This window comes from Pseudomonas sp. SA233, assembly GCF_054792385.1.
The window spans coordinates 708963-733068 of the sequence record NZ_CP096449.1 but is presented as its reverse complement, the minus strand read 5'-3'; the positions used below and the strand labels follow the sequence as shown (position 1 = coordinate 733068).

General features: G+C 62.1%; 22 protein-coding genes and 5 tRNA genes. 4 read left to right on the top strand and 23 right to left on the bottom strand.

Annotated features, from left to right (window positions below; all coding sequences use genetic code 11):
- Window positions 1-160: 160 nt before the first annotated feature.
- From M1D87_RS03390 to rluD, 8 genes are all read right to left on the bottom strand, one after another.
- Window positions 161-236 (bottom strand) — tRNA-Lys (locus M1D87_RS03390).
- Window positions 237-241: 5 nt separating this feature from the next.
- Window positions 242-318: transfer RNA gene (locus M1D87_RS03385), tRNA-Pro, on the bottom strand.
- Between the two features lie 47 nt (window positions 319-365).
- Window positions 366-441, bottom strand: a tRNA-Lys gene (locus M1D87_RS03380).
- Window positions 442-447: 6 nt separating this feature from the next.
- Window positions 448-524: transfer RNA gene (locus M1D87_RS03375), tRNA-Pro, on the bottom strand.
- A 4-nt stretch (window positions 525-528) separates the two neighbouring features.
- A tRNA-Asn gene (locus M1D87_RS03370) sits at window positions 529-604 on the bottom strand.
- Between the two features lie 433 nt (window positions 605-1037).
- Window positions 1038-3602: an ATP-dependent chaperone ClpB gene (gene clpB / locus M1D87_RS03365; protein ID WP_421091790.1), complete on the bottom strand. Its 2565-nt coding sequence runs from the start codon at window positions 3600-3602 to the stop codon at window positions 1038-1040.
- A gap of 252 nt (window positions 3603-3854) precedes the next feature.
- Window positions 3855-4595, bottom strand: a complete 741-nt coding sequence (gene pgeF, locus M1D87_RS03360; protein ID WP_013970763.1) for a peptidoglycan editing factor PgeF — start codon at window positions 4593-4595, stop codon at window positions 3855-3857.
- Entirely contained in the window at window positions 4592-5554 is a 963-nt protein-coding gene (rluD, locus tag M1D87_RS03355; RefSeq protein ID WP_015268856.1) for a 23S rRNA pseudouridine(1911/1915/1917) synthase RluD, read from the bottom strand. Before rluD ends, pgeF begins: the two co-directional genes overlap by 4 nt.
- 147 nt (window positions 5555-5701) lie before the next feature.
- Here rluD and M1D87_RS03350 point away from each other — a divergent pair, with 147 nt between their 5' ends.
- Window positions 5702-6721 (top strand): outer membrane protein assembly factor BamD, encoded by a 1020-nt coding sequence (locus tag M1D87_RS03350; protein ID WP_015268855.1) that lies wholly within the window; start codon window positions 5702-5704, stop codon window positions 6719-6721.
- A gap of 94 nt (window positions 6722-6815) precedes the next feature.
- Window positions 6816-7046, top strand: a complete 231-nt coding sequence (locus M1D87_RS03345; RefSeq protein WP_013970760.1) for a PP0621 family protein — start codon at window positions 6816-6818, stop codon at window positions 7044-7046.
- A 78-nt stretch (window positions 7047-7124) separates the two neighbouring features.
- Here M1D87_RS03345 and M1D87_RS03340 read toward each other — a convergent pair whose 3' ends face one another.
- From M1D87_RS03340 to M1D87_RS03315, 6 genes are all read right to left on the bottom strand, one after another.
- Window positions 7125-8453, bottom strand: coding sequence for an IS110 family RNA-guided transposase (locus M1D87_RS03340; RefSeq protein WP_061305574.1), 1329 nt, complete (start codon window positions 8451-8453; stop codon window positions 7125-7127).
- A gap of 383 nt (window positions 8454-8836) precedes the next feature.
- Window positions 8837-9934, bottom strand: coding sequence for a glycine oxidase ThiO (gene thiO / locus M1D87_RS03335; RefSeq protein ID WP_024086214.1), 1098 nt, complete (start codon window positions 9932-9934; stop codon window positions 8837-8839).
- Between the two features lie 54 nt (window positions 9935-9988).
- Complete coding sequence (locus M1D87_RS03330) at window positions 9989-10378, bottom strand: type IV pilin protein (RefSeq protein WP_013970758.1); 390 nt, start codon at window positions 10376-10378, stop codon at window positions 9989-9991.
- Between the two features lies 1 nt (window position 10379).
- Complete coding sequence (locus M1D87_RS03325) at window positions 10380-10844, bottom strand: hypothetical protein (protein WP_039614945.1); 465 nt, start codon at window positions 10842-10844, stop codon at window positions 10380-10382.
- On the bottom strand, window positions 10841-11485 hold the full coding sequence (locus tag M1D87_RS03320) for a PilW family protein (protein ID WP_123084944.1): 645 nt from the start codon (window positions 11483-11485) through the stop codon (window positions 10841-10843). The genes M1D87_RS03325 and M1D87_RS03320 overlap by 4 nt, the downstream gene beginning before the upstream one ends.
- Complete coding sequence (locus M1D87_RS03315; RefSeq protein ID WP_123084945.1) at window positions 11482-11664, bottom strand: prepilin-type N-terminal cleavage/methylation domain-containing protein; 183 nt, start codon at window positions 11662-11664, stop codon at window positions 11482-11484. The genes M1D87_RS03320 and M1D87_RS03315 overlap by 4 nt, the downstream gene beginning before the upstream one ends.
- A gap of 109 nt (window positions 11665-11773) precedes the next feature.
- Between M1D87_RS03315 and M1D87_RS03310 the strand changes: the two genes are divergently transcribed.
- Window positions 11774-12271: a GspH/FimT family pseudopilin gene (locus M1D87_RS03310; protein ID WP_024086212.1), complete on the top strand. Its 498-nt coding sequence runs from the start codon at window positions 11774-11776 to the stop codon at window positions 12269-12271.
- 79 nt (window positions 12272-12350) lie between these two features.
- On the opposite strand, the gene ispH is transcribed toward M1D87_RS03310, so the two are convergent.
- The 6 genes from ispH to murJ all read right to left on the bottom strand — a co-directional run bounded on the left by ispH (window position 12351) and on the right by murJ (window position 19686).
- Complete coding sequence (ispH, locus tag M1D87_RS03305; RefSeq protein ID WP_013970753.1) at window positions 12351-13298, bottom strand: 4-hydroxy-3-methylbut-2-enyl diphosphate reductase; 948 nt, start codon at window positions 13296-13298, stop codon at window positions 12351-12353.
- 14 nt (window positions 13299-13312) lie between these two features.
- The gene (gene fkpB, locus M1D87_RS03300; protein ID WP_003258215.1) at window positions 13313-13750 is read right to left on the bottom strand and encodes an FKBP-type peptidyl-prolyl cis-trans isomerase; all 438 of its coding nucleotides are present in this window, start codon (window positions 13748-13750) and stop codon (window positions 13313-13315) included.
- Window positions 13743-14258: a signal peptidase II gene (gene lspA, locus M1D87_RS03295; protein ID WP_003258216.1), complete on the bottom strand. Its 516-nt coding sequence runs from the start codon at window positions 14256-14258 to the stop codon at window positions 13743-13745. Before lspA ends, fkpB begins: the two co-directional genes overlap by 8 nt.
- Window positions 14251-17082: an isoleucine--tRNA ligase gene (gene ileS, locus M1D87_RS03290; RefSeq protein WP_061552036.1), complete on the bottom strand. Its 2832-nt coding sequence runs from the start codon at window positions 17080-17082 to the stop codon at window positions 14251-14253. The genes lspA and ileS overlap by 8 nt, the downstream gene beginning before the upstream one ends.
- Window positions 17079-18029, bottom strand: a complete 951-nt coding sequence (ribF, locus tag M1D87_RS03285) for a bifunctional riboflavin kinase/FAD synthetase (protein WP_023660619.1) — start codon at window positions 18027-18029, stop codon at window positions 17079-17081. The genes ileS and ribF overlap by 4 nt, the downstream gene beginning before the upstream one ends.
- 118 nt (window positions 18030-18147) lie before the next feature.
- Complete coding sequence (murJ, locus tag M1D87_RS03280) at window positions 18148-19686, bottom strand: murein biosynthesis integral membrane protein MurJ (RefSeq protein ID WP_123084946.1); 1539 nt, start codon at window positions 19684-19686, stop codon at window positions 18148-18150.
- Window positions 19687-19936: 250 nt separating this feature from the next.
- Here murJ and rpsT point away from each other — a divergent pair, with 250 nt between their 5' ends.
- Window positions 19937-20215: a 30S ribosomal protein S20 gene (gene rpsT / locus M1D87_RS03275; RefSeq protein WP_003247625.1), complete on the top strand. Its 279-nt coding sequence runs from the start codon at window positions 19937-19939 to the stop codon at window positions 20213-20215.
- 252 nt (window positions 20216-20467) lie between these two features.
- Here the strand turns inward: rpsT and M1D87_RS03270 are convergent, their stop codons facing one another.
- The 3 genes from M1D87_RS03270 to M1D87_RS03260 are packed head-to-tail and all read right to left on the bottom strand — an operon-like array spanning window position 20468 to window position 24030.
- On the bottom strand, window positions 20468-22768 hold the full coding sequence (locus tag M1D87_RS03270) for a PqiB family protein (RefSeq protein WP_015268843.1): 2301 nt from the start codon (window positions 22766-22768) through the stop codon (window positions 20468-20470).
- A complete protein-coding gene (locus M1D87_RS03265) occupies window positions 22761-23384 on the bottom strand; it encodes a paraquat-inducible protein A (RefSeq protein ID WP_015268842.1) in 624 nt (207 codons plus the stop codon). The genes M1D87_RS03270 and M1D87_RS03265 overlap by 8 nt, the downstream gene beginning before the upstream one ends.
- Entirely contained in the window at window positions 23371-24030 is a 660-nt protein-coding gene (locus M1D87_RS03260) for a paraquat-inducible protein A (protein ID WP_013970746.1), read from the bottom strand. Before M1D87_RS03260 ends, M1D87_RS03265 begins: the two co-directional genes overlap by 14 nt.
- Window positions 24031-24106 lie beyond the last annotated feature (76 nt).

Here is a 24106-nt window from a genome sequence, read left to right as displayed (position 1 = left end):
GTAGGAGCAGCCTTGTGCTGCGAAGAGGCCGGTACGACAGAAGATTTTCTTTGGCAACAATGGCCTCTTCGCAGCACAAGGCTGCTCCTACAAGGGGTTGTGTTGCTGTGCGGAGCAGGCCAAAAAAAAGGGCATCTCATGCGAGATGCCCTTTTTTTCATGGTGGGTCGTGTAGGATTCGAACCTACGACCAATTGGTTAAAAGCCAACTGCTCTACCAACTGAGCTAACGACCCGGAAATGGTCGGGGTGAGGGGATTCGAACTCCTGACATCCTGCTCCCAAAGCAGGCGCGCTACCGGACTGCGCTACACCCCGTGATACTTAAAGAAAAAGGGCATCTCGCTTGAGATGCCCTTTTTACATGGTGGGTCGTGTAGGATTCGAACCTACGACCAATTGGTTAAAAGCCAACTGCTCTACCAACTGAGCTAACGACCCGGAAAATGGTCGGGGTGAGGGGATTCGAACTCCTGACATCCTGCTCCCAAAGCAGGCGCGCTACCGGACTGCGCTACACCCCGAGATTGGCTCCGCGACCTGGACTCGAACCAGGGACCCAATGATTAACAGTCATTTGCTCTACCGACTGAGCTATCGCGGAACTGAACTTCGGTACATCTTTACAGCTTCGAAGCTTGTGTTAGCTTCGGTCTCTTTGGCTATCCGCTTTCGCGTTGCAGCTGCTGAGGCCGGCTATTCTACATTCTTCGTTTTCCTTGTCAACCACTTTTTTTCATTCAACTTACTGATTTGTAAGTTGTTTTGCGGTCACCGATGTTGCTGGTGATTCGCTTAGTGCCTGACAACGCGGCGTATATTAGGGGCACCCGATTTTAGATGCAAGCAAAAATTTCAAAAATTTCAGCTAGTTATCCAGGAGGCCGGAAAGGCCCGGATTTGCTGGGGCTGTGAGGGCCCCTTCGCGGGCATGCCCGCTCCCACAGGTACCGCACTGGTCCTCGGAATGTGTGTGAGGCCTGGGAGATACAGGCAAAAAAAAAGCCCCGCAGATGCGGGGCTCATGGTGAAACAGATCAGCCGAAGACGATTTCGTCGCCTTCCACCTTGGCGGTAATCGCCGTGCCCCGCATGAACTTGCCTGCCAGGATCAACTGCGCCAGCGGGTTCTCGATCCAGCGCTGGATCGCACGCTTCAGTGGCCGTGCGCCGTATACCGGGTCGTAACCCACGGCAATCAGCTTGTCCAATGCCTCCGGGCTCAGGCTCAGCGACAGTTCGCGCTCCAGCAGACGGCTGCGCAGGCGGCCCAGCTGGATTTCGGTAATGCCGGCAATCTGCTCGCGGCCCAGTGGCTCGAACACCACCACTTCGTCGATACGGTTGATGAATTCCGGACGGAAATGCGAACCCACCGCATCCATCACCGCCGCACGCTGTGCCTCGCGGTCACCCACCAGTTCCTGGATCTGCGCCGAGCCCAGGTTGGAGGTCATCACAATCACGGTGTTGCGGAAGTCCACGGTGCGCCCGTGGCTGTCGGTCAGGCGGCCATCTTCCAGCACCTGCAGCAGCACGTTGAACACATCCGGGTGGGCCTTCTCCACCTCGTCCAGCAGCACCACCGAATATGGCTTGCGCCGTACCGCCTCGGTCAGGTAACCGCCCTCTTCATACCCCACATAGCCTGGTGGGGCACCGATCAGGCGAGCCACGGAATGCTTCTCCATGAACTCGGACATGTCGATGCGCACCATTGCCTCTTCGGTGTCGAACAGGAACTCGGCCAGCGCCTTGCACAGCTCGGTCTTGCCCACCCCGGTCGGGCCGAGGAACAGGAACGAACCACTCGGCCGGTTCGGGTCGGACAGCCCGGCACGCGAACGGCGCACCGCGTTGGCCACGGCGGTTACCGCCTCGTTCTGGCCAATCACACGCTGGTGCAGCAGCTCTTCCATCTTCAGCAGCTTTTCACGCTCGCCTTCGAGCATCTTGGCCACCGGGATACCGGTCCACTTCGAGACCACTTCGGCAATTTCTTCCTCGGTCACCTTATTACGCAGCAACTGGTTTTCGGTCTTGCCGTGCTGGTCGACCATCTGCAGGCTGCGCTCCAGGTCCGGGATCACCCCGTACTGCAGCTCGGCCATGCGGCTCAGGTCGCCTTTGCGACGGGCGGTCTCCAGCTCCTGGCGGGCCTGCTCGATCTTTTGCTGGATCTGCGCCGAGCCCTGTACTTCGGCCTTCTCGGAAGCCCAGATTTCTTCCAGGTCGGCGTACTCCCGCTCCAACCGGTCAATTTCCTCGGTCAGCTTCTCCAGGCGTTTTTTCGCCGCTTCGTCTTCTTCCTTCTTCAGCGCCTGCGACTCCACCTTCAGCTGGATCAGGCGACGGTCGAGGCGGTCGAGCACTTCCGGCTTGGAGTCGATCTCCATACGGATGCGGCTGGCCGCTTCGTCGATCAGGTCAATGGCCTTGTCCGGCAGCTGACGGTCGGTGATGTAGCGGTGGCTGAGCTTGGCCGCAGCAATGATGGCACCGTCGGTGATGGCCACCTTGTGGTGCACTTCATAGCGCTCTTTCAGGCCACGCAGGATGGCGATGGTATCTTCCTCGCTCGGCTCTTCGACCAGCACCTTCTGGAAGCGGCGCTCCAGGGCAGCATCCTTTTCGATGAACTGGCGGTACTCGTTCAGCGTGGTGGCGCCAACGCAGTGCAGCTCGCCACGGGCCAGGGCCGGCTTTAGCATGTTGCCGGCGTCCATGGCGCCCTCGCCCTTGCCGGCGCCGACCATGGTGTGCAGTTCGTCGATGAACAGGATGATCTGGCCTTCCTGCTTGGACAGCTCGTTCAGCAGGCCTTTGAGGCGTTCTTCGAACTCGCCGCGGTACTTGGCACCGGCAATCAGCGCGCCCATGTCCAGCGCCAGCAGGCGCTTGCCCTTGAGGCCGTCCGGCACTTCACCATTGATGATGCGCTGGGCCAGGCCTTCGGCGATGGCGGTTTTACCTACGCCAGGCTCACCGATCAGCACCGGGTTGTTCTTGGTACGGCGTTGCAGCACCTGTACGGTACGGCGAATTTCGTCGTCACGGCCAATCACCGGGTCCAGCTTGCCTTCTTCGGCACGCTTGGTCAGGTCGACGGTGTACTTGTCCAGCGCCTGGCGCGATTCCTCGGCGTTGGCGTCATTGACCGCCGCACCGCCGCGCAGGTTGTTGATGGCGTTTTCCAGGGCCTTCTTGCTCACGCCCTGGCTCAACAACAGCTTGCCGAGCTTGCTGTTCTCGTCCATGGCAGCCAGCAGCACAAGTTCGCTGGAAATGAACTGGTCGCCCTTCTGCTGGGCCAGGCGGTCGGCCTGGTTGAGCAGGCGCGCCAGGTCCTGCGACATGTTCACGTCGCCGGTGGGGTTCTGGATTTTCGGCAGCTGGTCGAGTTCTTTCACCAGTGCCTGGCGCAGGCTGTTGATGTCGAAGCCTACCTGCATCAGCAGCGGCTTGATCGAACCGCCCTGCTGCTCGAGCAGTGCCTGCAACAGGTGCACCGGCTCGATGGCAGGGTGATCCATGCCAACCGCCAGGGATTGGGCATCGGATATCGCAAGCTGCAGCTTGCTGGTCAAACGGTCTATTCGCATGGGGGTACCTTCCTTTTAAAGGGCAGGTCGGAGCGATGGACAGCGCCTGTTTGTGAAGAAACCTGCCTGAGATGACCTTATAGATAAGGCTGATTCTGGAAGATTCAAGCGTAGCGGGGTTGACCAGGATCAACCTGTTGGATTAGTGCTGGGCCATTCGCAGGCATGCCCGCCCCCACAAGTACTGCTCCGCTCTCAGGGCCTGTGATTATCCTGTGGGAGCGGGTTCACCCGCGAAAAGGCCGATGCAGGCTAGCGCGGTTCCAGCCACACAAGGGAAGCAAAACGCCCCCCCTGCGGAGTACGGCGATAGGAGAAGAACCGCTCATCGCTGACCGTGCACAAGCCACCGCCATGAACAGCGGTCACCCCACGCGCCGCCAAACGAATACGCGCCAGCTCATAGATGTCGGCCATCAACTTGCCCGGCCGGGCACCATCGACAAAGGCCCGGGCCGCTTCCGGGTGCACCGCCGTAAAGGCATCACGCACTTCCAGCCCCACTTCGAACGCCTGTGGGCCAATCGCCGGCCCCAGCCACACCAGCACCTCTTCGGGTGGCAGTGCCAGGCGATCCAAGGTGGCCTCCAGCACACCACCGGCCAGCCCACGCCAGCCAGCATGCGCGGCCGCCACGCGGGTACCGGCCCGGTCGCAGAACAGCGCTGGCAGGCAATCGGCAGTCATCACGGTGCAGGCAATGCCAGGCTGATCGGTCCAGCTGGCGTCGGCCTCGGCCACCACGGCCGGGTCGGCATTTGCCACCACCAGCCCATGCACCTGCTTGAGCCAGGCCGGCTGGATGGCGAATTCGTCGCTCAGGCGACGACGGTTCTCGGCCACCGCGACAGGGTCGTCCCCAACATGGTCGCCAAGGTTGAAGGTTTCATAGGGCGGCAGGCTGATGCCGCCCTGGCGAGTGGTGACACAGGCGCGCACCGAGGCCGGGGCCGGCCAGTCGGGGAACAGCAGCGACTGAGTCAGGCCACTCATCCGATAAAGCTCTCGCGGTCCTGGTTCAGCAGCGACAGCAACCAGACGAAGTCATCCGGCAGCGGCGATTCCCATTCCATGCGCTCACCGGTGGTCGGGTGTACCAGCGCCAGGAAGCGTGCGTGCAGGGCCTGACGCGGGAAGGTCTTCACCGCCTCGACCATGGTCGGGCTGGCTGCCGGCGGGATGCGGAAGCGGCCGCCGTAGGTCTGGTCGCCGACCAGCGGGTAGCCGACATGAGCCATGTGCACGCGGATCTGGTGGGTACGGCCGGTTTCCAGCTTCACCCGCACATGGGTGTGCGAGCGGAAGCGCTTGAGCACACGGTAGTGGCTGATCGCAGGCTTGCCGCCGTCGGTGACTGCCATGCGCTGGCGCATGCCGCCGTGGCGGCCGATGGGCGCGTCGATCTTGCCACCGGCAGTCACCACACCAACCACGATGCATTCATAAATGCGGCTGACCGAGCGCTTTTGCAGCTGGTCGACCAGGTTGGTCTGCGCCTGCAGGGTCTTGGCCACCACCATCAGGCCGGTGGTGTCCTTGTCCAGGCGGTGCACGATGCCGGCGCGCGGCACGTTGATGATGTCGGGCACATGGTGCAGCAGCGCGTTCAGCAAGGTGCCGCTGGCATGCCCGGCAGCCGGGTGCACAACCAGGCCGGCAGGCTTGTTGATCACCAGGATCTGGTCGTCTTCATAGACGATGTCCAGCGCGATGTCCTCGGCCTCCCACTCGCCCTGGGCCTCTTGCTCGGCCTCCAGGGCCAGCACGGCGCCACCATGGACGGTGTCACGCGGGCGCAGGACCGCGCCATCGACCGTCAGGCGGCCTTCTTTGATCCAGGTAGTCAGCCGCGAGCGCGAATACTCGTCGAACAATTGGGCGGCGACCTGGTCGAGGCGTTGACCGCCCAGTTCGGACGGGACCTCTGCGCTAAGTTGAATGATCTCGGACATGCTCGATTCGGCGGGCGCACAGCCTTTGGTTTCGGCTGCGAGCTTGTGGTTAAATACGGCTTCTTTTGTCCCGGGGTTGGCCGGGGCGCTCATCATAACAGGACGGCACCGCCCAAGACAGCGGCCGTCAAAGGGACGCAAGCCGCCATGCAAGTGAAACACCTGCTGCTGATCGCCATCCTCGGGCTCACCGCGGCCTGTTCCTCCAATAAGGAAGTGATCGACGAGAACCTCAGCGAGGCCGAGCTGTATCAGCAGGCGCAAGCTGACCTGGACAACTCCAGCTACACCAGCGCCGTGAACAAGCTCAAGGCCCTGGAGTCGCGCTACCCGTTCGGCCGCTATGCCGACCAGGCGCAGCTCGAGCTGATCTACGCCAACTACAAGAACTCCGAGCCCGAGGCTGCCAAGTCGGCTGCCGAGCGCTTCATCCGCCTGCACCCGCAGCACCCGAACGTCGACTACGCCTACTACCTCAAGGGCCTGACCTCGTTCGACCAGGACCGTGGCCTGGTGGCGCGCTTCCTGCCGCTGGACATGACCAAGCGTGACCCGGGTGCTGCCCGCGACTCGTACAACGAGTTCGCCCAGCTGACCAGCCGCTTCCCCAACAGCCGCTACGCCCCCGATGCCAAGCAGCGCATGATCTACCTGCGCAACCTGCTGGCGTCGTACGAAATCCATGTGGCCGACTACTACCTGAGCCGCCAGGCCTATGTAGCCGCTGCCAATCGTGGCCGCTACGTGGTGGAGAACTTCCAGGAAACCCCATCGGTCGGCGACGGCCTGGCGGTGATGGTCGAGGCGTACCAGAAGATGCACCTGGACGAACTGGCCGCCACCAGCCTGGAAACCCTCAAACTCAACTACCCGGACCACCCGAGCCTGGTAGATGGCGAGTTCCAGCCAAAGCAGACCGAGTCTGACGGCCGCGGCTGGCTGTCCAAGGCGACCCTGGGCCTGATCGAAACCGACACCCCGCTGCCACCGGGTGAAACCCGCGCCAACCAGGACGTGGTCAAGCAGTTCCAGGATGCACGTGACGAGATGCCGCGTGAGCTGCTGCCAACTGACGAGAACGGTGACCCGATCGTGCCGGAAGGGCCGAAGGAAGCCGAGAAGGACCGTTCCTGGTTCAGCTACATGACCTTTGGTCTGTTCGACTGATACGTAGCGGTACATGAAAGGGAGGCCCTGGGCCTCCCTTTTTTATTGGCCGCGTCCTAGACTGTCGGCTTCTTCAACCGACAAGCTGGACACCATGGTTCGCCTACTTTTCTGGATCGCCCTGATCGCCGCCGCGTTCTGGCTGTGGCGCAAGTTCAAAGCCAGCCAACAGTCGCACCCCGAGGCCAAGCTGGATGCGCCGCTGAAGATGGTGCGCTGCGCCCATTGCGGCGTGCACCTGCCCAATGACCGGGCGCTGCAGCAGGGCAACGAGTGGTATTGCAGCCAGGCGCACCTGCAGCAGGGGCCAGGCCGCCAAGACTGAATTCAAATCTCCACTGGCTTCTTCGCGGGTAAACCCGCTCTCATCAAACAAAATGCAACCCGCTGTTTTTTAAGCACCTTAGGCTGCCACCAATTGATATCCCAGCTTTCGGGCTTTGCGAAGCAAAGCCCGAAGCTGTCGGTCTTGGCTTTTGGCTTCGAATGCTTCGAGCCCCTGTTCAACATAAGTCTGTTTTTTTGTCAGCAGTGTGTAGACCAGTCGAGCCAGTTGGTGTGCAGTGGCTTTGATGGCGCAACTGGTGTCCATGCGAGTCAATCTGGCTCGATGCGATGCCCCGATGAAACCCTTGTCGTTGCGTGCATTTGAAGCGGCCTGCTTGAGCGCCTGTGCCGCTCGGTTAATGACCTTAGGACCGCCCCCTGATAGCTGGCGGCCGCCTGAGATACGAGTCGGCGGGGCCAACCCTAGCCAGGAGCAAAAGTGCTGGGATGATGGAAATCGTGAGAGATCAGAGCCGATCTCTCCCGCCAGCACCAGGGCGGTGTCCACGCCAATTGTTGGAATAGCGGTCAAATCGACCCCTAGCACCTGCCAGAGGGCTTGGTGTAGCGCTGCCTGTTGAGCGCTCGTCCGGTGTGGGCTTCGCAGCGCTTTCCTGGGTGGTTGTGGTTCATGCTCCAGTACGGGTAGTTGTTCCAATGCCTTTCCGATGACGGCATCGCATTCAGCGATCTGTTGCTCAAGAAAGTCATAGGCTGCGAGCTCCTGCGCCAATGCATGCAGGTGCTCTCGTCGCCAATTGCCATGCAGGCTACGCGCAATGGTGTCTTTACCTGCCTTGATGCGGCCATCGGTCAGCTCAGCCAATCGAGCAGGATCTCGCTCACCCGCGATGATTGCTCGCAAAATTCTCATGCCCGTCACGCCTGAAATATCACTGATGACATTGGCCAACTGGATGTTCATTTGGCTCAGTGCCTTCTGTATCCGGTTCAAGGTTTGAGCCTGGTCTTTCACTTTGAAAGCCCGTTGCCTGACCAGTGAGCGAACGCAGCATGTTGGGTCGCTTGGGCGAAAAGCGCCTCGCAAGAGACCATGAGTCATCAGTTGCCAGATCCATTGGCAATCCAGCACGTCAGACTTGCGTCCAGTTATTTGCCGGGTAGCTCGGGCATTAACAAGATAGACCTCGAATCCCCGTTCGCTGAGGATTTCGTAAATCGGAATCCAGTAAACGCCTGTGGACTCCATGGCTACGACCTTGATGGCCAAGCTATCGAGCCAATCGGCCAGCTTGTACAAGTCGTCGGTAAAGGACGTGAATGACTGAACGGCGTTCTCGTACTGGGGATCAACCGCGACAAAGTGTTCTCGACTACCTACATCAATCGCAGCGCAGTCGGGATGAACGATGGTGAAGCGTTGCTTGGAAGGCTTGCGCGCCATGGTGAATACTCGCAGGATAAAGGGCGCGCGGGGCACACGGTGGCGAAAGGGTTCACTCTCTCATACGTGGTCACAGCTGATTCAGCTGATGCCTACAGGGACTTCACGCCGATACCGTGCGGATCACTCTCCCACGCGGGTGTGCTGACACACACCAGTGCTGGCTACGATCTCTGTCCCGCGCGCTCAAACCCTAACAAAGCGAAAGGCGGCTGGCCCTAATAGGCCAGCCGCCTTTTCTTTTTCAAAATGTCAGCGCTGCCACAGATCTGAAGTCATGCGCCTCATGTTTGCTGCGCGACAGCGCAGCCCGGAAGGGCTGGGTGATCTCCCACAGGGATCGCACAGTTTTCGAAACCTGTGCTCTACCCGCGAAGAGGCCCTCAGCCCAGCCGCCCGGCTGGCGCATACGGCGCCGGGTCAATGATCGGCTCTACCCCGGTCAACAGGTCGGCAAACAGCTGGCACGAAGCCGGCGCCAGCACCAGCCCGTTGCGGTAATGCCCGCAGTTCAACCACAACCCCGCATGCCCCGGCACCGGCCCGATATACGGAATACCTTCCGGCGACCCCGGCCGCAGCCCGGCCCAGTGCGCCACCACCGTGGCCCCCTCGAGCTCAGGCAGCAACTCCACCGCCGAGGCCTTCAGGCTCTCCAACGCCTCCTCGGTCGGGGTCTTGTCGTACCCGGCATGCTCCAGCGTGCTACCCACCAGAATATGCCCGTCACGCCGCGGGATCGCATAGCGCCCCTTGGCCAGCACCATGCTCGGCAGGAAGTCTTCGGCACATTTGAACAAAATCATCTGGCCCTTCACCGGCTCCACCGGCAGCTCCAGGCCGAGCGTACGCAGCAGGTCGCCACTCCACGCGCCAGCACTGAGCACCACCTCATCCGCCGCCAGCACGCCGTCTGCCGTCTGCACCCCGGTCACGCGACCGCCCTGCTGGACAAAACCGGTAACCTGGCAGTGCTCACGCAAGGTCACGTTGGGCAACGCCAGCAACGCCGCCTTGAGCGACTTCACCAGGCGCGGGTTGCGCACGTTGGCCACGCCGGCCATGTAGATGGCACGCTTGAAGCCCGGGCCCAGCACCGGCACCGCGTCATAGGCCGCCGAAATATCCACGGCACTCAGCGGCCGCTGCTCACGCTCGGCCCAGGCCAGCGCTTCGGCCTCGTCGTCCAGGTCGAGCCAGTACAGGCCCGTGGTGTGCACTTCGGGGTCGACGCCGGTGCTGGCGAACAAACGCTCGCCCAGCTGCGGATAAAAGTCTTGCGACCAGTGTGCCAGGGCGGTCACCGCCGGGCTGTAACGCCACGGGTACAGCGGCGAGACGATGCCACCGCCAGCCCAGGACGACTCGCGGCCGACTTCCCCCTGATCGCACACCACCACCTGCCCGACCTTCGCCGCCAGGTTGAATGCCGTCAGCAGGCCGATCACCCCGCCGCCGACCACCACTACTTGCTTGCTCATCTGTCGATCCAACACCTGAAGTAAATCCGCGATGCACCGGGCATCATTCAACCTTCAGCTTCCCCAGCAGTGCACGCTGTCTTCGACGGCACCCGGATTGCGCTGCACGCCGGCCTGGTCGAGCTGGAAATCGCCACAGCGGTCCTGCGCCATCAGCCCGCTCGGCAGCCGCCGGGCGCGCAGCGTGAAGGTGTCGCTGTCGCGCTGGGCCTGCAGGCTGTAATAGCGGGTACCGTCGGGCAACGCCGGGTCGCCCTCGGCGTATTGGCCAGTGCGTACGCGGTGGCGCTCCAGGCGCAGGGCGGCATCATGCAGCAGGCCAACCACTTCGCTGCGCGCGGCTCGCCGTAGCTGGTCGCTGTAACTGGGGTAGGCAATGGCTGCCAGAATGCCGGTCACGGCCAGCACAATCAACAACTCGATCAGGCTCAAGCCTTGCTGCATGTCAGTCTCCTCGCAATCTCTGCCGCCAGGCAATGCGCCGGGTTGTGTCGCCGGCCATGGCGTAGACCGCTTCCAGCACATGCCGTGACTGGGTTTGCAGGCTGACGGCGGTGACGCGGTACAGGGTGACCTGCTGCCCTTCCGGCATATGCGCCGCGTGTTCGCTGGTACCCAGATTCTGCAAATGGAAATAGCCGGTTCGCGTACGCTGCCACTGCCCGCTCAGGTCATGCGGTCGAGCGGGTGGCGGGCACGCCTCGCAAGGGTCGGGGGGAGCCCGCTCGAGCTCGCCTGCCCCTGCCAGCAGCGTGGCCTCGGCCTGCTCCAGCGCCAGCAGGCCTTCGCTCAGATAGCCGGTCATTCGCGTTTGCGCCAGCGCATCACGCAGGGCGGACGCCGCAAGCAGCCCAAGCAGCAGGCTCAGGACCAAGGCCAACAACAGGACTATGCCACGCTGACGATTCATGAGGCCGGCACCGGGTTGCGGATTGCGACGCTCAGTTCATGGTGCTGTTCAAGTTCGAGCCTGGGTTCGTAAAGCGTCAGGGCAATATCCACCCCCTCACCCTGTGCCATTTGCACACGCTGGAAACGTATTGAGCGCACATTTTCAACCAGCGGCTGGAAGTTGCTTTTGTTGCGTTTGAATCTCAGCGTATTGCCCTGGAGTTGGTAGACATATCTGCTGATGGGGTAAACCTGTGGGTAGCCCTCCTTCAACTCATCGTCCACAGACACTTTGCTAGTACAGTCCGTGTGCAGGAACCACTGCGGGCCCCCGGCTTGCCCAGGTAACTCCGCAACGACCAGGCTAAGGGTGGATGCTTCGACTTCCATCGGCCGGGCGAATGCGTGCTCTGCGCTCGAACTGCCGAAGTGCTTTGGCCGCAGTCGCAGGCAGCCGAACATCCCGGTCATGCGGATATCCTGGGCCATTCGCAGCAATGCCAGGCGTGCCTCATCCTGCATGCGTACTGCCGTGCTTTGCAGCCGCCAGGTATGGTGGGCCGAGGCGAATAGCTGGCTGGCCGCCGCCAACAGCAGCAACCCGATGGTCAGCGCCAGCATCACCTCAAGCAAGCCGAAACCACGCTGGCCGCGACTCATGGCCGCCCCCTTTCCTGCTCACTGTGCGCCGCCATTGCCGCCTGTCCATCGCGGCGCGCGTCCTCCGCAGCCTGCAATGCCTGCAGTTGCAGGCCTGCCGCTGCGAATATACCCACAGCCACCACTACCACCGCCAACAACACTTCCAGAAGCGTCATGCCCCGCTGTCTTGCGTGCATCCCTGCACCTCCTGCGACTTTTCCTGCAATTGCATTGAACCCGGGCGACTGGACCGCCGGTCCAACGACCGTGAAGCTACAGCCAAGCACTTCCAGGGAGGAATGCACGGTGAAGCAACGAGGTGTAACACTGATACAAATGTTGTCGGCCCTGGCGGTGGCCGTATTGCTGACACAGCTCGGCATGCCGGCCTACGCCAGATTGAGCGACGACCTACACAGGGCGGCAGCTGCGCGTGACTTGGCGCAGGCGCTGCGCAGTGCGCGCAGCCATGCCATGTTGCAAAGCCAGCCGGTGTTGGTGCAGGCGTTGGACGGTAACTGGGGGAATGGTTGGCAGGTGATGCTGGAGCATAACGGGCAGGTGCTGCGCGAGCAGCGTCTTTCACGGCCGCTGAAGATCACGAGCAATCGCGGTGAGCAGCTGAAATTCAGTGCGCAGGGTGTTCCGCTTGGGGCCAACGGTAATTGGTTAGGTTCAACGATGGAGATTTGCGAGCGCTTGACCGCAACTAGCCAGTATCAAGTTGTGATGGCATCGACTGGCAGGGTCAACGTACAGATGGGAGAGCCAAAAAAATCCCGATGCAAAGACACCTCCAGCTAGCATACGTGGTCGTTGTGGGAGCGGCCCTTTCGCGACACAAGGCCGCTCCCACATAAAACAGCACCAGGTGGGTGCCGTTTCAGATCAGCGACCGAACCCGCAGTTCCTTGGGCATGGAGAAGGTGATGTTCTCTTCCCGCCCATCCAGCTCTTCAGCACCGGTGGCGCCCCAGGCCTTGAGCTGCTCGATCACGCCACGCACCAGCACTTCGGGAGCCGAAGCGCCAGCGGTGATGCCGACCCGCGCCGTCTGGTCGAACCAGCCACGCTGCAGGTCCTCGGCACCGTCGATCAGGTAGGCCGGGGTGCCCATGCGCTCGGCCAGCTCGCGCAGGCGGTTGGAGTTGGAGCTGTTCGGGCTGCCGACCACCAGTACCACGTCGCACTCGTCCGCCAGTTGCTTGACCGCGTCCTGGCGGTTCTGGGTGGCGTAGCAGATGTCGTCCTTGCGCGGGCCGCCAATGTTCGGGAAGCGCGCACGCAGGGCGTCGATCACACGACTGGTGTCGTCCATCGACAGCGTGGTCTGGGTGACGAACGCCAGGTGGTCCGGGTCCTTCACCTGCAGGTTGGCAACATCCTCCTCGTCTTCGACGAGGTAGATGGCGCCACCGTTGCTGGCGTCGTACTGGCCCATGGTGCCTTCGACCTCCGGATGCCCTTCGTGGCCGATGAGAATGCACTCACGGCCGTCGCGGCTGTACTTGGCCACTTCGATGTGCACCTTGGTCACCAGCGGGCAGGTGGCATCGAACACTTTCAGGCCACGGCCAGCAGCTTCCTGGCGCACGGCCTGGGAAACCCCGTGGGCACTGAAGATGACGATGACGTCGTCCGGTACCTGGTCCAGCTCTTCGACAAAGATGGCGCCACGGTTGCGCAGGTCTTCCACCACGAACTTGTTGTGCACCACTTCGTGACGCACATAGATCGGCGGGCCGAAGACTTCCAGCGCGCGGTTGACGATCTCGATCGCCCGGTCGACCCCCGCGCAGAAGCCGCGAGGGTTGGCGAGTTTGATTTGCATGCTCGGCTCCAGGCTTACAGGGCCTTCACCTCGAGGATCTCCACCTCGAAGGTCAGGGTCTTGCCAGCCAATGGGTGATTGAAGTCGATGGTCACCTGGTCGTCATCGAACGCTTTGACCACACCCGGCAGCTCGGTGTTGGCGGCGTCGTTGAAGATGATCAACAGCCCTTCGGACAGCTCCATGCCCTCGAACTGAGACCGTGGCATGACTTGCACGTTCTGCGGGTTTGGCTGGCCGAATGCGTTCTCCGGTGCCACCACGACGGTACGCTTGTCGCCGCCCTTGAAGCCGAACAGGGCGTTCTCGAACCCTGGCAGCAGGTTGCCATCGCCAACCTTGAAGGTGGCCGGGGCCTTGTCGAACGTGCTGTCGACGGTGTCGCCGTTTTCCAGGTGCAGCGCGAAGTGCAGGGTGACTTCGGTGTTCTGGCCGATACGGGTGTCAGTCATGGACCGGATCCTCGGACTTCTTGCTCTTGAACATATCCAGCGCCAGCATCACCGCACCAACGGTGATGGCGCTGTCGGCCAGGTTGAAGGCCGGGAAGTAATGGCGGTTCTGCCAGTGCACCAGGATGAAGTCGACCACATGGCCGAGCACGACGCGGTCGTACAGGTTGCCGATCGCGCCACCCAGCACCAGCGCCAGCGCCACGGCCAGCCAGGTCTCGTTGCGCCCCAGGCGCTTGAGCCACACTACCAGCACGGCACTGACAACCACGGCGATCAGGGCGAACAGCCAGCGCTGCCAGCCCGAGCTTTCCGCCAGGAAGCTGAACGCCGCGCCGGTGTTGTAGGCCAGGGTCCAGCTGAAGTAGTCAGGGATGACGACAACCTGCTGGTACATGGTCAGGGCATTGTTGAAATACAGCTTGGTGGCCTGGTCGAGGACCAGTACCACCAGGCTCAGCCAAAGCCATGCAAGGCGCCCGAAGCGCCCCGCTACAGGGTTAGGCATAGTGGCGCACCTCGCCGGAACCGCTCAGGTTGTCGACGCAACGGCCGCAGATTTCCGGATGCTCCGGGTGGCTGCCGACGTCGGCGCGGAAGTGCCAGCAACGGCCGCACTTGGTGTGGCCGGACTTGACCACTTGCAGCTTGAGGCCTTCGACTTCGGTGGCCACCGCTTCGGCCGGCGCTTGCGCGAATGGCACCACGCTGGCAGCCGAGGTGATCAGCACGAAGCGCAATTCGTCGCCCAGCTTGCCCAGGTCGGCGCTCAGGCCTTCGTCGGCGTACAGGGTGACTTCGGCCTGCAGGTTGCCGCCGATGACCTTGGCGGTACGCTGGTTTTCCAGCTCCTTGTTGACCGATGCCTTGACGGCCATCACGCGGTCCCAGTAGGCGCGGTCCAGTTCGGTACCTTCCGGCAGCTCGCTCAGGCCTTCGTACCAGCCGTTGAGCATTACCGACTCGTTGCGCTCGCCTGGCAGGTACTGCCAGATTTCGTCGGCCGTAAACGCCAGGATCGGCGCGATCCAGCGCACCAGCGCCTCGCTGATGTGGTAGAGCGCGGTCTGGCAGGAACGGCGAGCGACACTGTTGGCGCCGGTGGTGTACTGGCGGTCCTTGATGATGTCGAGGTAGAAGCCGCCCAGTTCCTGCACGCAGAAGTTGTGCACCTTGGAGTAGACGTTCCAGAAACGGTACTCGCTGTAGTGCTCTTCCAGCTCGCGTTGCAGCAGCAGGGTACGGTCAACCGCCCAGCGGTCCAGCGCCAGCATGTCTTCCGGGGCCAGCAAGTCGCGGGCCGGGTCGAAGCCGGACAGGTTGGAGAGCAGGAAGCGTGCAGTGTTGCGGATACGGCGGTAGGCGTCGGCGCTGCGCTGCAGGATCTGCTCGGAAACGGCCATTTCACCGGAATAGTCGGTAGCGGCAACCCACAGGCGCAGGATATCGGCACCCAGGGTGTTGTTGACCTTCTCCGGCTCGATGGTGTTGCCCAGCGACTTGGACATCTTGCGGCCGTTCTCGTCCACGGTGAAGCCGTGGGTCAGCAGCTCGCGGTACGGCGCGTGGCCGTCGATGGCGCAACCGGTCAGCAAGGACGAGTGGAACCAGCCGCGGTGCTGGTCGGAACCTTCCAGGTACAGGTCGGCACGCGGGCCGGTGGCGTGGCCGATGTCATGCGAGCCACGCAGCACGTGCCAGTGGGTGGTACCCGAGTCGAACCACACGTCGAGGGTGTCGGTGATCTTGTCGTACTGCTCGGCTTCAGCGCCCAGCAGTTCGGCGGCGTCCAGCTTGAACCAGGCCTCGATGCCTTCCTGTTCGACGCGCTTGGCCACTGCTTCCATCAGCTCGACGGTGCGTGGGTGCAGCTCGCCGGTCTGCTTGTGCAGGAAAAACGGGATCGGTACACCCCAGTTGCGCTGACGGGAGATGCACCAGTCCGGGCGGTTGGCGATCATCGAATGCAGGCGCGCCTGGCCCCAGGCCGGGACGAACTTGGTGTCTTCGATGGCTTTAAGTGCGCGCTCACGCAGCGGCTCGCCGGTGGTCGGCTGCTTGTCCATACCCACGAACCACTGCGCGGTGGCGCGGTAGATCAGCGGGGTCTTGTGGCGCCAGCAGTGCATGTAGCTGTGGCTGATGGTTTCGGTGTGCATCAGCGCGCCGACTTCGCTCAGCTTCTCGACGATGGCCGGGTTGGCCTTCCAGATGAACTGGCCGCCGAAGAATGGCAGCGAGTCCACATACACGCCGTTGCTCTGCACCGGGGTGAGGATGTCGTCGTTGACCATGCCGTAGCGCTTGCAGGTGACGAAGTCGTCTTCACCGTAGGCTGGCGAGGAGTGCACCACGCCGGTACCGGCGCCCAGCTCGACGTAGTCAGCCAGGTAGATTGGCGACAGGCGGTCATAGAACGGGTGGCGGAAGTTGATCAGTTCCAGTGCCGAACCCTGGGCGGTGGCAATGACCGAGCCTTCCAGGCTGTAGCGCTTGAGGCACGACTCGACCAGCTCTTCGGCCAGAACCAGCAGACGCTCGCCGGTGTCGACCAGGGCGTACTTGAACTCCGGGTGGATGTTCAGCGCCTGGTTGGCCGGGATAGTCCACGGGGTGGTGGTCCAGATCACGATGGCAGCCGGCTTGGCCAGCGAAGCCAAACCGAAGGCAGCAGCCAGCTTGGCGTCATCGGCTACCGGGAAGGCAACGTCGATGGTCTGCGATTTCTTGTCGGCGTACTCGACTTCGGCCTCGGCCAGGGCCGAACCGCAATCGAAGCACCAGTTCACAGGCTTCAGGCCCTTGAACACGAAGCCTTGCTTGACCATCTCGGCCAGGGCGCGGATTTCGCCGGCCTCGTTGGCAAAGTTCATGGTCTTGTACGGGTTGTCCCAGTCACCCAGCACGCCCAGGCGGATGAACTCGGTCTTCTGCCCTTCGATCTGCTCGGCGGCGTACTCGCGGCACAGCTCGCGAGTGCGGTCGGCGGACAGATGCTTGCCGTGGGTGACCTCGACCTTGTGCTCGATCGGCAGGCCATGGCAGTCCCAGCCCGGCACATACGGCGCATCGAAGCCGGCCAGGGTCTTGGAACGGACGATCATGTCCTTGAGGATCTTGTTCAGCGCATGACCGATATGAATCTTGCCGTTGGCATAGGGCGGGCCGTCGTGCAGGACGAACTTGGGACGATCCTTGCCAATTTCGCGCAGCTTCTGGTACAGGCCAATGCTGTCCCAGCGCTGCAGGATCTGCGGTTCGCGCTGAGGCAGGCCGGCCTTCATGGGGAAGGCGGTGTCCGGAAGGTTAAGCGTGGCTTTGTAGTCGGTCATTTCAGGCTCTTCGTTAGCGGTTGAGCGTGCCAATGTGCACGTGCGGCGGCGATATCCGCATCGATCGCCGACTTCAGCGCCTCCAGGGAGGCGAATCGCTGCTCTTCACGCAGCTTGTGGTGGAACTCCACCGTCAGGCGCCGGCCGTAAAGGTCGCCGGCATAGTCCAGCAGATGAATCTCCAGGTGCGGGCGCCCATCACCGGCAACGGTGGGGCGCACGCCGATATTGCCGACACCCGGCCAGGCCTTGCCGTCGATTTCGATGCTGGCCAGGTAGACCCCGGACAGCGGCACGCGGCGGCGCTTGAGCTGGATGTTGGCGGTAGGTGTGCCGAGCTGGCGGGCCAGCTTCTGGCCATGCAGCACGCGGCCGCTGATGCGGTACGGGCGGCCCAGCAGGTGCTCGGCCAGCTCGAAGTTGCCTTCGGACAGGGCCTTGCGCACTTCGGTGCTGCTGACCCGCAGGCCGTCCTGGATCACCGTGTTGGCAGCCTCGACGGTGAAGCCGTACTGCTTGCCGGCCTCGACCAGGAATGCGAAGTCGCCGGCGCGGTCGCAGCCAAAGCGGAAGTCATCGCCCACTTCGAGGTGGCGTACACCCAGGCCGTCGACAAGGATGGCCTTGACGAAGGCATCGGCGCCGAGCTTGCTCAGGCGCTGGTTGAATGCCAGGCACAGCACCCGGTCGATACCCTCGGCCGCCAGCAGCTCGATCTTGTCGCGCAGCCGGGCCAGGCGGGCCGGCGCGGTGTCGGGGGCGAAGTACTCGCGTGGTTGCGGCTCGAAGATGACCACGCAGGTCGGCAGGCCCAAGGCCTGGCCGCGCTCGCGCAGGCGCGCCAGGATAGCCTGGTGGCCGCGGTGAACCCCGTCGAAGTTGCCAATGGTGGCGACACAGCCCCGGTGCTCGGGGCGCAGGTTGTGAAGACCTCGAACCAGCTGCATAACGCGCTTCTTGCTCATAAAGTGGCCGATTATAACCACACCCGGGCGCCGGTGACAGGCAGCAGCGCCCAAGGGCGGCGTGGAATGCGAAAAACCGACGCCTGACCCGCCCGATGCCTCAGTGCAAGGCCTTGCGGGCGAAATGCCGAGGCCGGAAGCCGCACAGGTACAGGCAGCCGAAATAGGTCACGACGCCCGCCAGTACCAGAGCCCCCAGGCGCACCAGGCGCTCGAGCATGTTGCCCTGTTCCCAGGCCGGCAGATAATGCATGCCGGCCAGCAACACCGCCGACATCAGCCCCACCGCCAGCACCAGCTTGAGCAGGAATATCGCCCAGCCTGGCTGCGGCTGGAACAGCTGCTGACTGCGCAGTTTCCAGAACAGCAGGCCGGCGTTCAGGCAGGCCCCCAGGCTGATCGCCAGGGCCAGGCCGGCATGCGCGAGCGGCCCGATCAGGGCCAGGTTGAACAGTTGGGTGCAGACCAGGGTGAATACCGCGATCTTCACCGGTGTACGGATATTCTGCTGCGCATAGAAGCCCGGGGCCAGCACCTTGACCAGAATGATCGCCAGCAAGCCCACCGAATAGGCGATCAGCGCCTTCTGGGTCATGGCTGCGTCGACGGCAGTGAACTTGCCGTACTGGAACAGTGCCACGGTCAAAGGCTCGGCGAGGATGGCCAGGGCCAGGGTGCAGGGCAGCACCAGCAGGAAACACAGGCGCAGGCCCCAGTCGAGGATCCGTGAGTACTCCTCGCGGTCCTTGTTGGCGTAGGTCTTGGCCAGGGTCGGCAGCAGTATGGTGCCCAGGGCCACGCCCAGTACGCCGGAAGGCAGCTCCATGAGGCGGTCGGCGTAGTACATCCACGACACCGAGCCGGCTACCAGGAAGGAGGCGAAGATGGTGTTGATGATCAGCGAGATCTGGCTCACCGACACCCCGAGGATCGCTGGCAGCATCTGCTTGAGCACCCGCCACACGCCGGCATCACGCAGGTTCAGGCGTGGCAGCACGAGCATGCCGATCTTCTTCAGCGCTGGCAGCTGGTACAGCAACTGTGCCAGGCCACCGGCCAGCACGCCCCATGCCAGGGCCATGATGGGCGGGTCGAAATACGGCGTGAGCAGCACGGCGAAGGCAATCATCGCCACATTCAGCAAGGTCGGGGTAAAGGCCGGCACCGAGAAACGGTTCCAGGTATTGAGGATTGCCCCGGCCAGGGAGGACAGCGAGATCAGCAATATATAAGGAAAAGTCACCCGCAACAGGGCGGTGGTCAGTTCGTACTTTTCGGCACTGTCGACAAAGCCTGGTGCGGTCGCCCACACCACCCATGGCGCCGCCAGGATACCGATGGCGGTCACCAGCGCCAGAACCAAGGTCAGCAGGCCACTGACATAGGCGACGAAGGTGCGGGTCGCCTCCTCGCCTTGCTGAGTCTTGTATTCGGCCAGGATCGGCACGAAGGCCTGGGAAAATGCGCCCTCGGCGAAGATGCGCCGCAGCAGATTGGGCAGCTTGAAGGCGATGAAGAAAGCATCGGTGGCGATGCCGGCGCCGAAAACACGCGCCAGGATGGTGTCGCGGACAAAGCCTAGCACCCGGGAAATCATGGTGATCGAGCTTACCGCAGCCAGGGATTTGAGCAGGTTCATCGAAAAGATTCACGCCAAGGGCAGAGGACGCTGCCAGACAGCGTCCGAATGTGCGATACTCCCGCGCCTTCGCAGGGGAGCCAAAAATTCCCGAGTTTACAGGTCGCGCAGCAGAAAGGAATATTTCCCTCTTGTTGGCGCACCGCTCGGCGGAACCTTGCAGGTGGCCTTGACATCCGTTCGACTGATCGGCATGATTCGCGGCCTATTTTGTTTGCTATTTACCTAAAGTCTTTCGAGGAGCTCGACGGTGGCCAACACACCTTCCGCCAAGAAACGTGCAAAACAGGCTGAGAAGCGTCGCAGCCACAACGCCAGCCTGCGTTCCATGGTCCGCACCTACATCAAGAATGTAGTCAAAGCCATCGACGCAAAAGACGCCGAAAAAGCGCAAGCCGCTTACGTTCTGGCTGTGCCTGTAATCGACCGTATGGCCGACAAGGGCATCATCCACAAGAACAAGGCTGCTCGTCACAAAGGCCGTCTGAATGGCCACATCAAGGCGCTGAAAGAAGCTGCAGCTGCCTAAGCGACGCGCTAGTCGAAAAACCGACCCTAGGGTCGGTTTTTTGTTGCCTGCGATTTGTGCACATCGTCGCCCCGCTGCTGCGACCTATGCAACATCGCTGATCCGCTTTTGTAGGAGCGGCCTTGTGTCGCGATCGGGCTGCGCAGCAGCCCCAGCAATATCAGCATCGACGCTGAAACCGAGGGGCTGCTGAGCAGCCCGATCGCGACACAAGGCCGCTCCTACAAAAAGCAGGGCCGTGTTTGCCCAGTGCTACTTCGCTATCTGAATCTTCGGCGCCCACTGCAGCCATTCATCCTCGGCCTTGTCGAACAAGGCGAACGTCTGCTGCGGCCGTGCCGGGTTGCCCATCTGCTCGCCATCCGGCGTAGCAAAGGCGATACCGCCGTCGATCATGGTCTCCACCGACTCGGTACGCACCGTAACCCCCTTGACCAGTCCCCAGTCGAAACCGAAGCCGCTGCTGTTCCAGAAACGGCTGCCGCTGCGCACCAGGGCCGCGTAGCGCGGCTCGATCAGGATATGGATCAATACGCGGTCAGCACTCTGGCCCAACTCGAAGCCCGTCACCTTGCCCACCGCAACCTCACGATAGGTCACCGGCACGCCCGGCTTGATCGAGCCACGGCGCGGGGCGCTCAGCGTCAACGGCAGCCCGACTTCAGGCCCTGCCACCTGCGGGGCGTCGGCCAAGGCGATGAAATCGCGCTGCGGGCCACGGTCCTTGGCAGCCGGCTGCACTTCCAGGTACTGCCCGCCCACCAGGGTGTCGAGGTTCTGCGTGCGCACCAGGCCAAAGGCTGGCTTGACCACCCAGAACTGCGTACCGACGCGGGCGATACGGTCCGCCGCTTCGGTAATGCGCGCCCGCAGCAGCACCGCCTGCAGGTCATCGGTCAGGTCGACGCTCTCGATGCTGCCCACATCCAGGCCACGGAAGCGGATCGCCGTGCCTGGCTTGAGGCCGTCGGCACGGTCCACGCGAATGGTGATCAACGTTCCTGCGCGGTTGACCGCCTCCTGGCTGTCATGCAGGCGGAAGCGTGGGATGTGGCGTTTGAGCGGCACATCGGGCCGTGGCGTGTCGAACGCGATACCACCGGCCATCAGGGTCTGCAGTGATTCACTCTTGATCTTGATGCCCGACAGGCCGCCCGTCAGGGTGATGCCACTGACATTCCAGAAGCGCGACGAACCGTTGACCAGCTTTTCGTATTCCTTCTCGATATGCACACCGATCAGGATGCGATTGCTGTTGCGGGCGAACTGGTAGCTCTGCACGCTACCCACCTTCACCTGGCGGTACATGACCGGGCTACCGACTTCCAGCGAACCCAGGGTGTCGGCGAACAGCACCATGTGCAGGCCTGGTGCCTTGAGGTCGAGCGGAGGCGCCTTGGCGCGGGCTTCGAACTCACGCTCGGGGCGCGCACCCTTTTCACCAGGGCGAATGGCAATGTAGTTACCCTTGACCAGCGCCTCCAGGCCAGTGATACCCGCCAGGGAAATCGACGGTTTGACCACCCAGAACTGCGTGCCCTCGACCAGATAATCCTCTGCCAACGGGTCCAGCGTAAGCTCGGCCGAGGCACTGGCCAGGTTGTCTGCCATTGTCAGGGCTTTCAGCGAGCCTACCTGGATGCCCTTGTACATGACCGGTGTACGGCCCGCCTGCAGGCCCTCGTAATCGCTCAATTTCACCTTCACCCGGATACCGGCCTGGGCCGCATCAAAGTCCTCATACAGACGGAACGGCAGGTTCGAGTCGGTGGGTGGACTGTCCTTGCGGTGTTCCGGCGTGGCAAAGGCGATACCACCGGCGACAATGCTCGACAGCGATTCACTACGCACTTTCACGCCCGACAGCGAGGCATCGATGCTGACGCCGCTGGCATTCCAGAAACGCGTGTGCTTGCGCACCAGGCTGGCATAGGCCGGCTCGATGAAGACCTTTATCTCGACGGTGCTCTGGTCCTCGGACAGGCGGTAGCTTTTAACCCGGCCAACCTGGATCTGCTTGTAGAACACCGGGCTGTCACGGTTGAGCGACCCAAGCCGCTCAGCCTTGAGGGTAAGGTGCAGGCCCGGCTCGGTGTCCGACAGCGGCGGCGCAACCTTCAAGGCAGTAAAACGCTTGGTGCGCTCCCCCTCCCCTGGGCTGACGGCGATGTAGTTGCCTGACACCAGAGTTTCCAGGCCGGAAATACCCGCCAGGCTGACGCTCGGCTTCACCAGCCAGAAACGCGTGCCTTTGGTCAGATGCGGCTCGGCAGCCTTGTTCATCTCGATGGTGGCGATCACTCCCTGGTTCTCACCCTTGGCGTCGAGCACCAGGCTCTTGACCTTGCCAACCGGCATGCCCTTGTAGATCACCTCGGTCTTGTTGGCGACGATACCCTCACCCGACTCGAAGCGGACTTCAATTTCCACACCGGCATCACGGTAAGCCTGCCACGCAAGCCAGCCACCGATCATCAAGGCGATCAAAGGCAGGATCCATATGGCCGACCAGTTCGAGGCTGGGCGGGTTTTAGCCGTTGGCAGGTCACTCATGGTCGTCATCCGACTCCGTGTTGTCCCAAATCAGTCGGGGATCGAAAGTTAAAGCGGCAAGCATTGTCAGGATCACCACAGTTGCAAAGGCGACAGCGCCCAGGTTGGCTTCGACACTGGCTATTCGGCCGAAATTCACCACCGCCACCAGGATGGCGATGACAAAGATATCGAGCATGGACCAGCGCCCAATGAATTCGATGAAGCGGTACATCAATATCCGTTGCCGTGCCGAAAGCGGCTGACGGCGCTGAACTGAGTACAACAGCAAGCCGATGCCCACCAGTTTGAACGTGGGCACCAGGATACTGGCAATGAACACCACGGCAGCAATGGGCACCATGCCATGCTTGAGCAAGGTGATGACGCCGGACATGATCGTGTCGGGGCTGCCTTGGCCCAGGGTGCTCACGGTCATGATCGGCAGCATGTTGGCCGGGATGTACAGGATCGACGCGGCAATCAGCAGCGCCCAGGTACGCGCGATGCTGTTCGGCCGACGGGCATGCACGATGGCACCGCAGCGTGTACAGGTTTGTGAAGTGCTGTCTGGCTGTTGCCGGTTCAGCTCGTGACATTCATTGCAGACAAGAATGCCTGCATCAATCGCCCGCATGCAGGTCCTCCCCTGATAGCGCACTCCAGATCTGATGCGGTGACATCACCACCTCGAGCCACACCTGGATCAATAACAGGCTGATGAAGCAGAACAGCCCCAGGCCTACCGTCAGCTCGGCCAGGTCCACCAGCTTGACGATGGCTACCAGCACGCCCATGAAATAGACCTCGAGCATGCCCCAGTCACGCAAGTGGTGATAGATGCGGTAGAACAGCAGGCCGAAACTACGCCCCACGTTCAGACGGATACTCAAGAGCACGACCAGCTGACAGAGCAGTTTTGCCAAAGGGATGGCCATGCTGCACAGGAAAACCACGACGGCCACACCGCGCATTTCCGAGTTGTACAGGCCCAGCACGCCGCTCCAGACGGTATCGTCCGATGTTTGGCCAAGCAGGTGCAGCTGCATGATCGGCAGGAAATTGGCAGGCACAAACAGCAGCAAGGCGGTGAGCACCAGGGCCAGGCTGCGGTTGACCACATTGTGCCGATGGGCGTACAGCTCATAGCCGCAGCGCGGGCATTGGGCTTTCTCATCATGCTGGAGCACGGGCTTGCGCAGCAGCAGGTCACATTCATGACAGGCGACAAGCTCGTCCAACGGCAACTGGGCCAGGGTTTCAGGTTCGACAGGATTGGGCATATAGCGTTTCTGAATAGGTGCGTGGGCCTATTCTAGTGTTCTGGCTCGAATTGTGGGAGGCGACGATTGAACGGAG

Excerpts from the sequence above, each read along its gene's own strand:
- M1D87_RS03315 (WP_123084945.1), bottom strand. The coding sequence starts at position 11,664 with ATGCACGCAAGACAGCGGGGCATGACGCTTCTGGAAGTGTTGTTGGCG.
- thiO (WP_024086214.1), bottom strand. The coding sequence starts at position 9,934 with ATGAGCAAGCAAGTAGTGGTGGTCGGCGGCGGGGTGATCGGCCTGCTG.
- M1D87_RS03320 (WP_123084944.1), bottom strand. The coding sequence starts at position 11,485 with ATGAGTCGCGGCCAGCGTGGTTTCGGCTTGCTTGAGGTGATGCTGGCG.
- rluD (WP_015268856.1), bottom strand. The coding sequence starts at position 5,554 with ATGTCCGAGATCATTCAACTTAGCGCAGAGGTCCCGTCCGAACTGGGC.
- M1D87_RS03340 (WP_061305574.1), bottom strand. The coding sequence starts at position 8,453 with ATGGCGCGCAAGCCTTCCAAGCAACGCTTCACCATCGTTCATCCCGAC.
- M1D87_RS03260 (WP_013970746.1), bottom strand. The coding sequence starts at position 24,030 with ATGCCCAATCCTGTCGAACCTGAAACCCTGGCCCAGTTGCCGTTGGAC.
- M1D87_RS03345 (WP_013970760.1), top strand. The coding sequence starts at position 6,816 with ATGGTTCGCCTACTTTTCTGGATCGCCCTGATCGCCGCCGCGTTCTGG.
- M1D87_RS03265 (WP_015268842.1), bottom strand. The coding sequence starts at position 23,384 with ATGCGGGCGATTGATGCAGGCATTCTTGTCTGCAATGAATGTCACGAG.
- M1D87_RS03270 (WP_015268843.1), bottom strand. The coding sequence starts at position 22,768 with ATGAGTGACCTGCCAACGGCTAAAACCCGCCCAGCCTCGAACTGGTCG.
- fkpB (WP_003258215.1), bottom strand. The coding sequence starts at position 13,750 with ATGACTGACACCCGTATCGGCCAGAACACCGAAGTCACCCTGCACTTC.
- lspA (WP_003258216.1), bottom strand. The coding sequence starts at position 14,258 with ATGCCTAACCCTGTAGCGGGGCGCTTCGGGCGCCTTGCATGGCTTTGG.
- pgeF (WP_013970763.1), bottom strand. The coding sequence starts at position 4,595 with ATGAGTGGCCTGACTCAGTCGCTGCTGTTCCCCGACTGGCCGGCCCCG.
- ribF (WP_023660619.1), bottom strand. The coding sequence starts at position 18,029 with ATGCAGCTGGTTCGAGGTCTTCACAACCTGCGCCCCGAGCACCGGGGC.
- ispH (WP_013970753.1), bottom strand. The coding sequence starts at position 13,298 with ATGCAAATCAAACTCGCCAACCCTCGCGGCTTCTGCGCGGGGGTCGAC.
- M1D87_RS03350 (WP_015268855.1), top strand. The coding sequence starts at position 5,702 with ATGCAAGTGAAACACCTGCTGCTGATCGCCATCCTCGGGCTCACCGCG.
- ileS (WP_061552036.1), bottom strand. The coding sequence starts at position 17,082 with ATGACCGACTACAAAGCCACGCTTAACCTTCCGGACACCGCCTTCCCC.
- M1D87_RS03330 (WP_013970758.1), bottom strand. The coding sequence starts at position 10,378 with ATGCAGCAAGGCTTGAGCCTGATCGAGTTGTTGATTGTGCTGGCCGTG.
- clpB (WP_421091790.1), bottom strand. The coding sequence starts at position 3,602 with ATGCGAATAGACCGTTTGACCAGCAAGCTGCAGCTTGCGATATCCGAT.
- murJ (WP_123084946.1), bottom strand. The coding sequence starts at position 19,686 with ATGAACCTGCTCAAATCCCTGGCTGCGGTAAGCTCGATCACCATGATT.
- M1D87_RS03325 (WP_039614945.1), bottom strand. The coding sequence starts at position 10,844 with ATGAATCGTCAGCGTGGCATAGTCCTGTTGTTGGCCTTGGTCCTGAGC.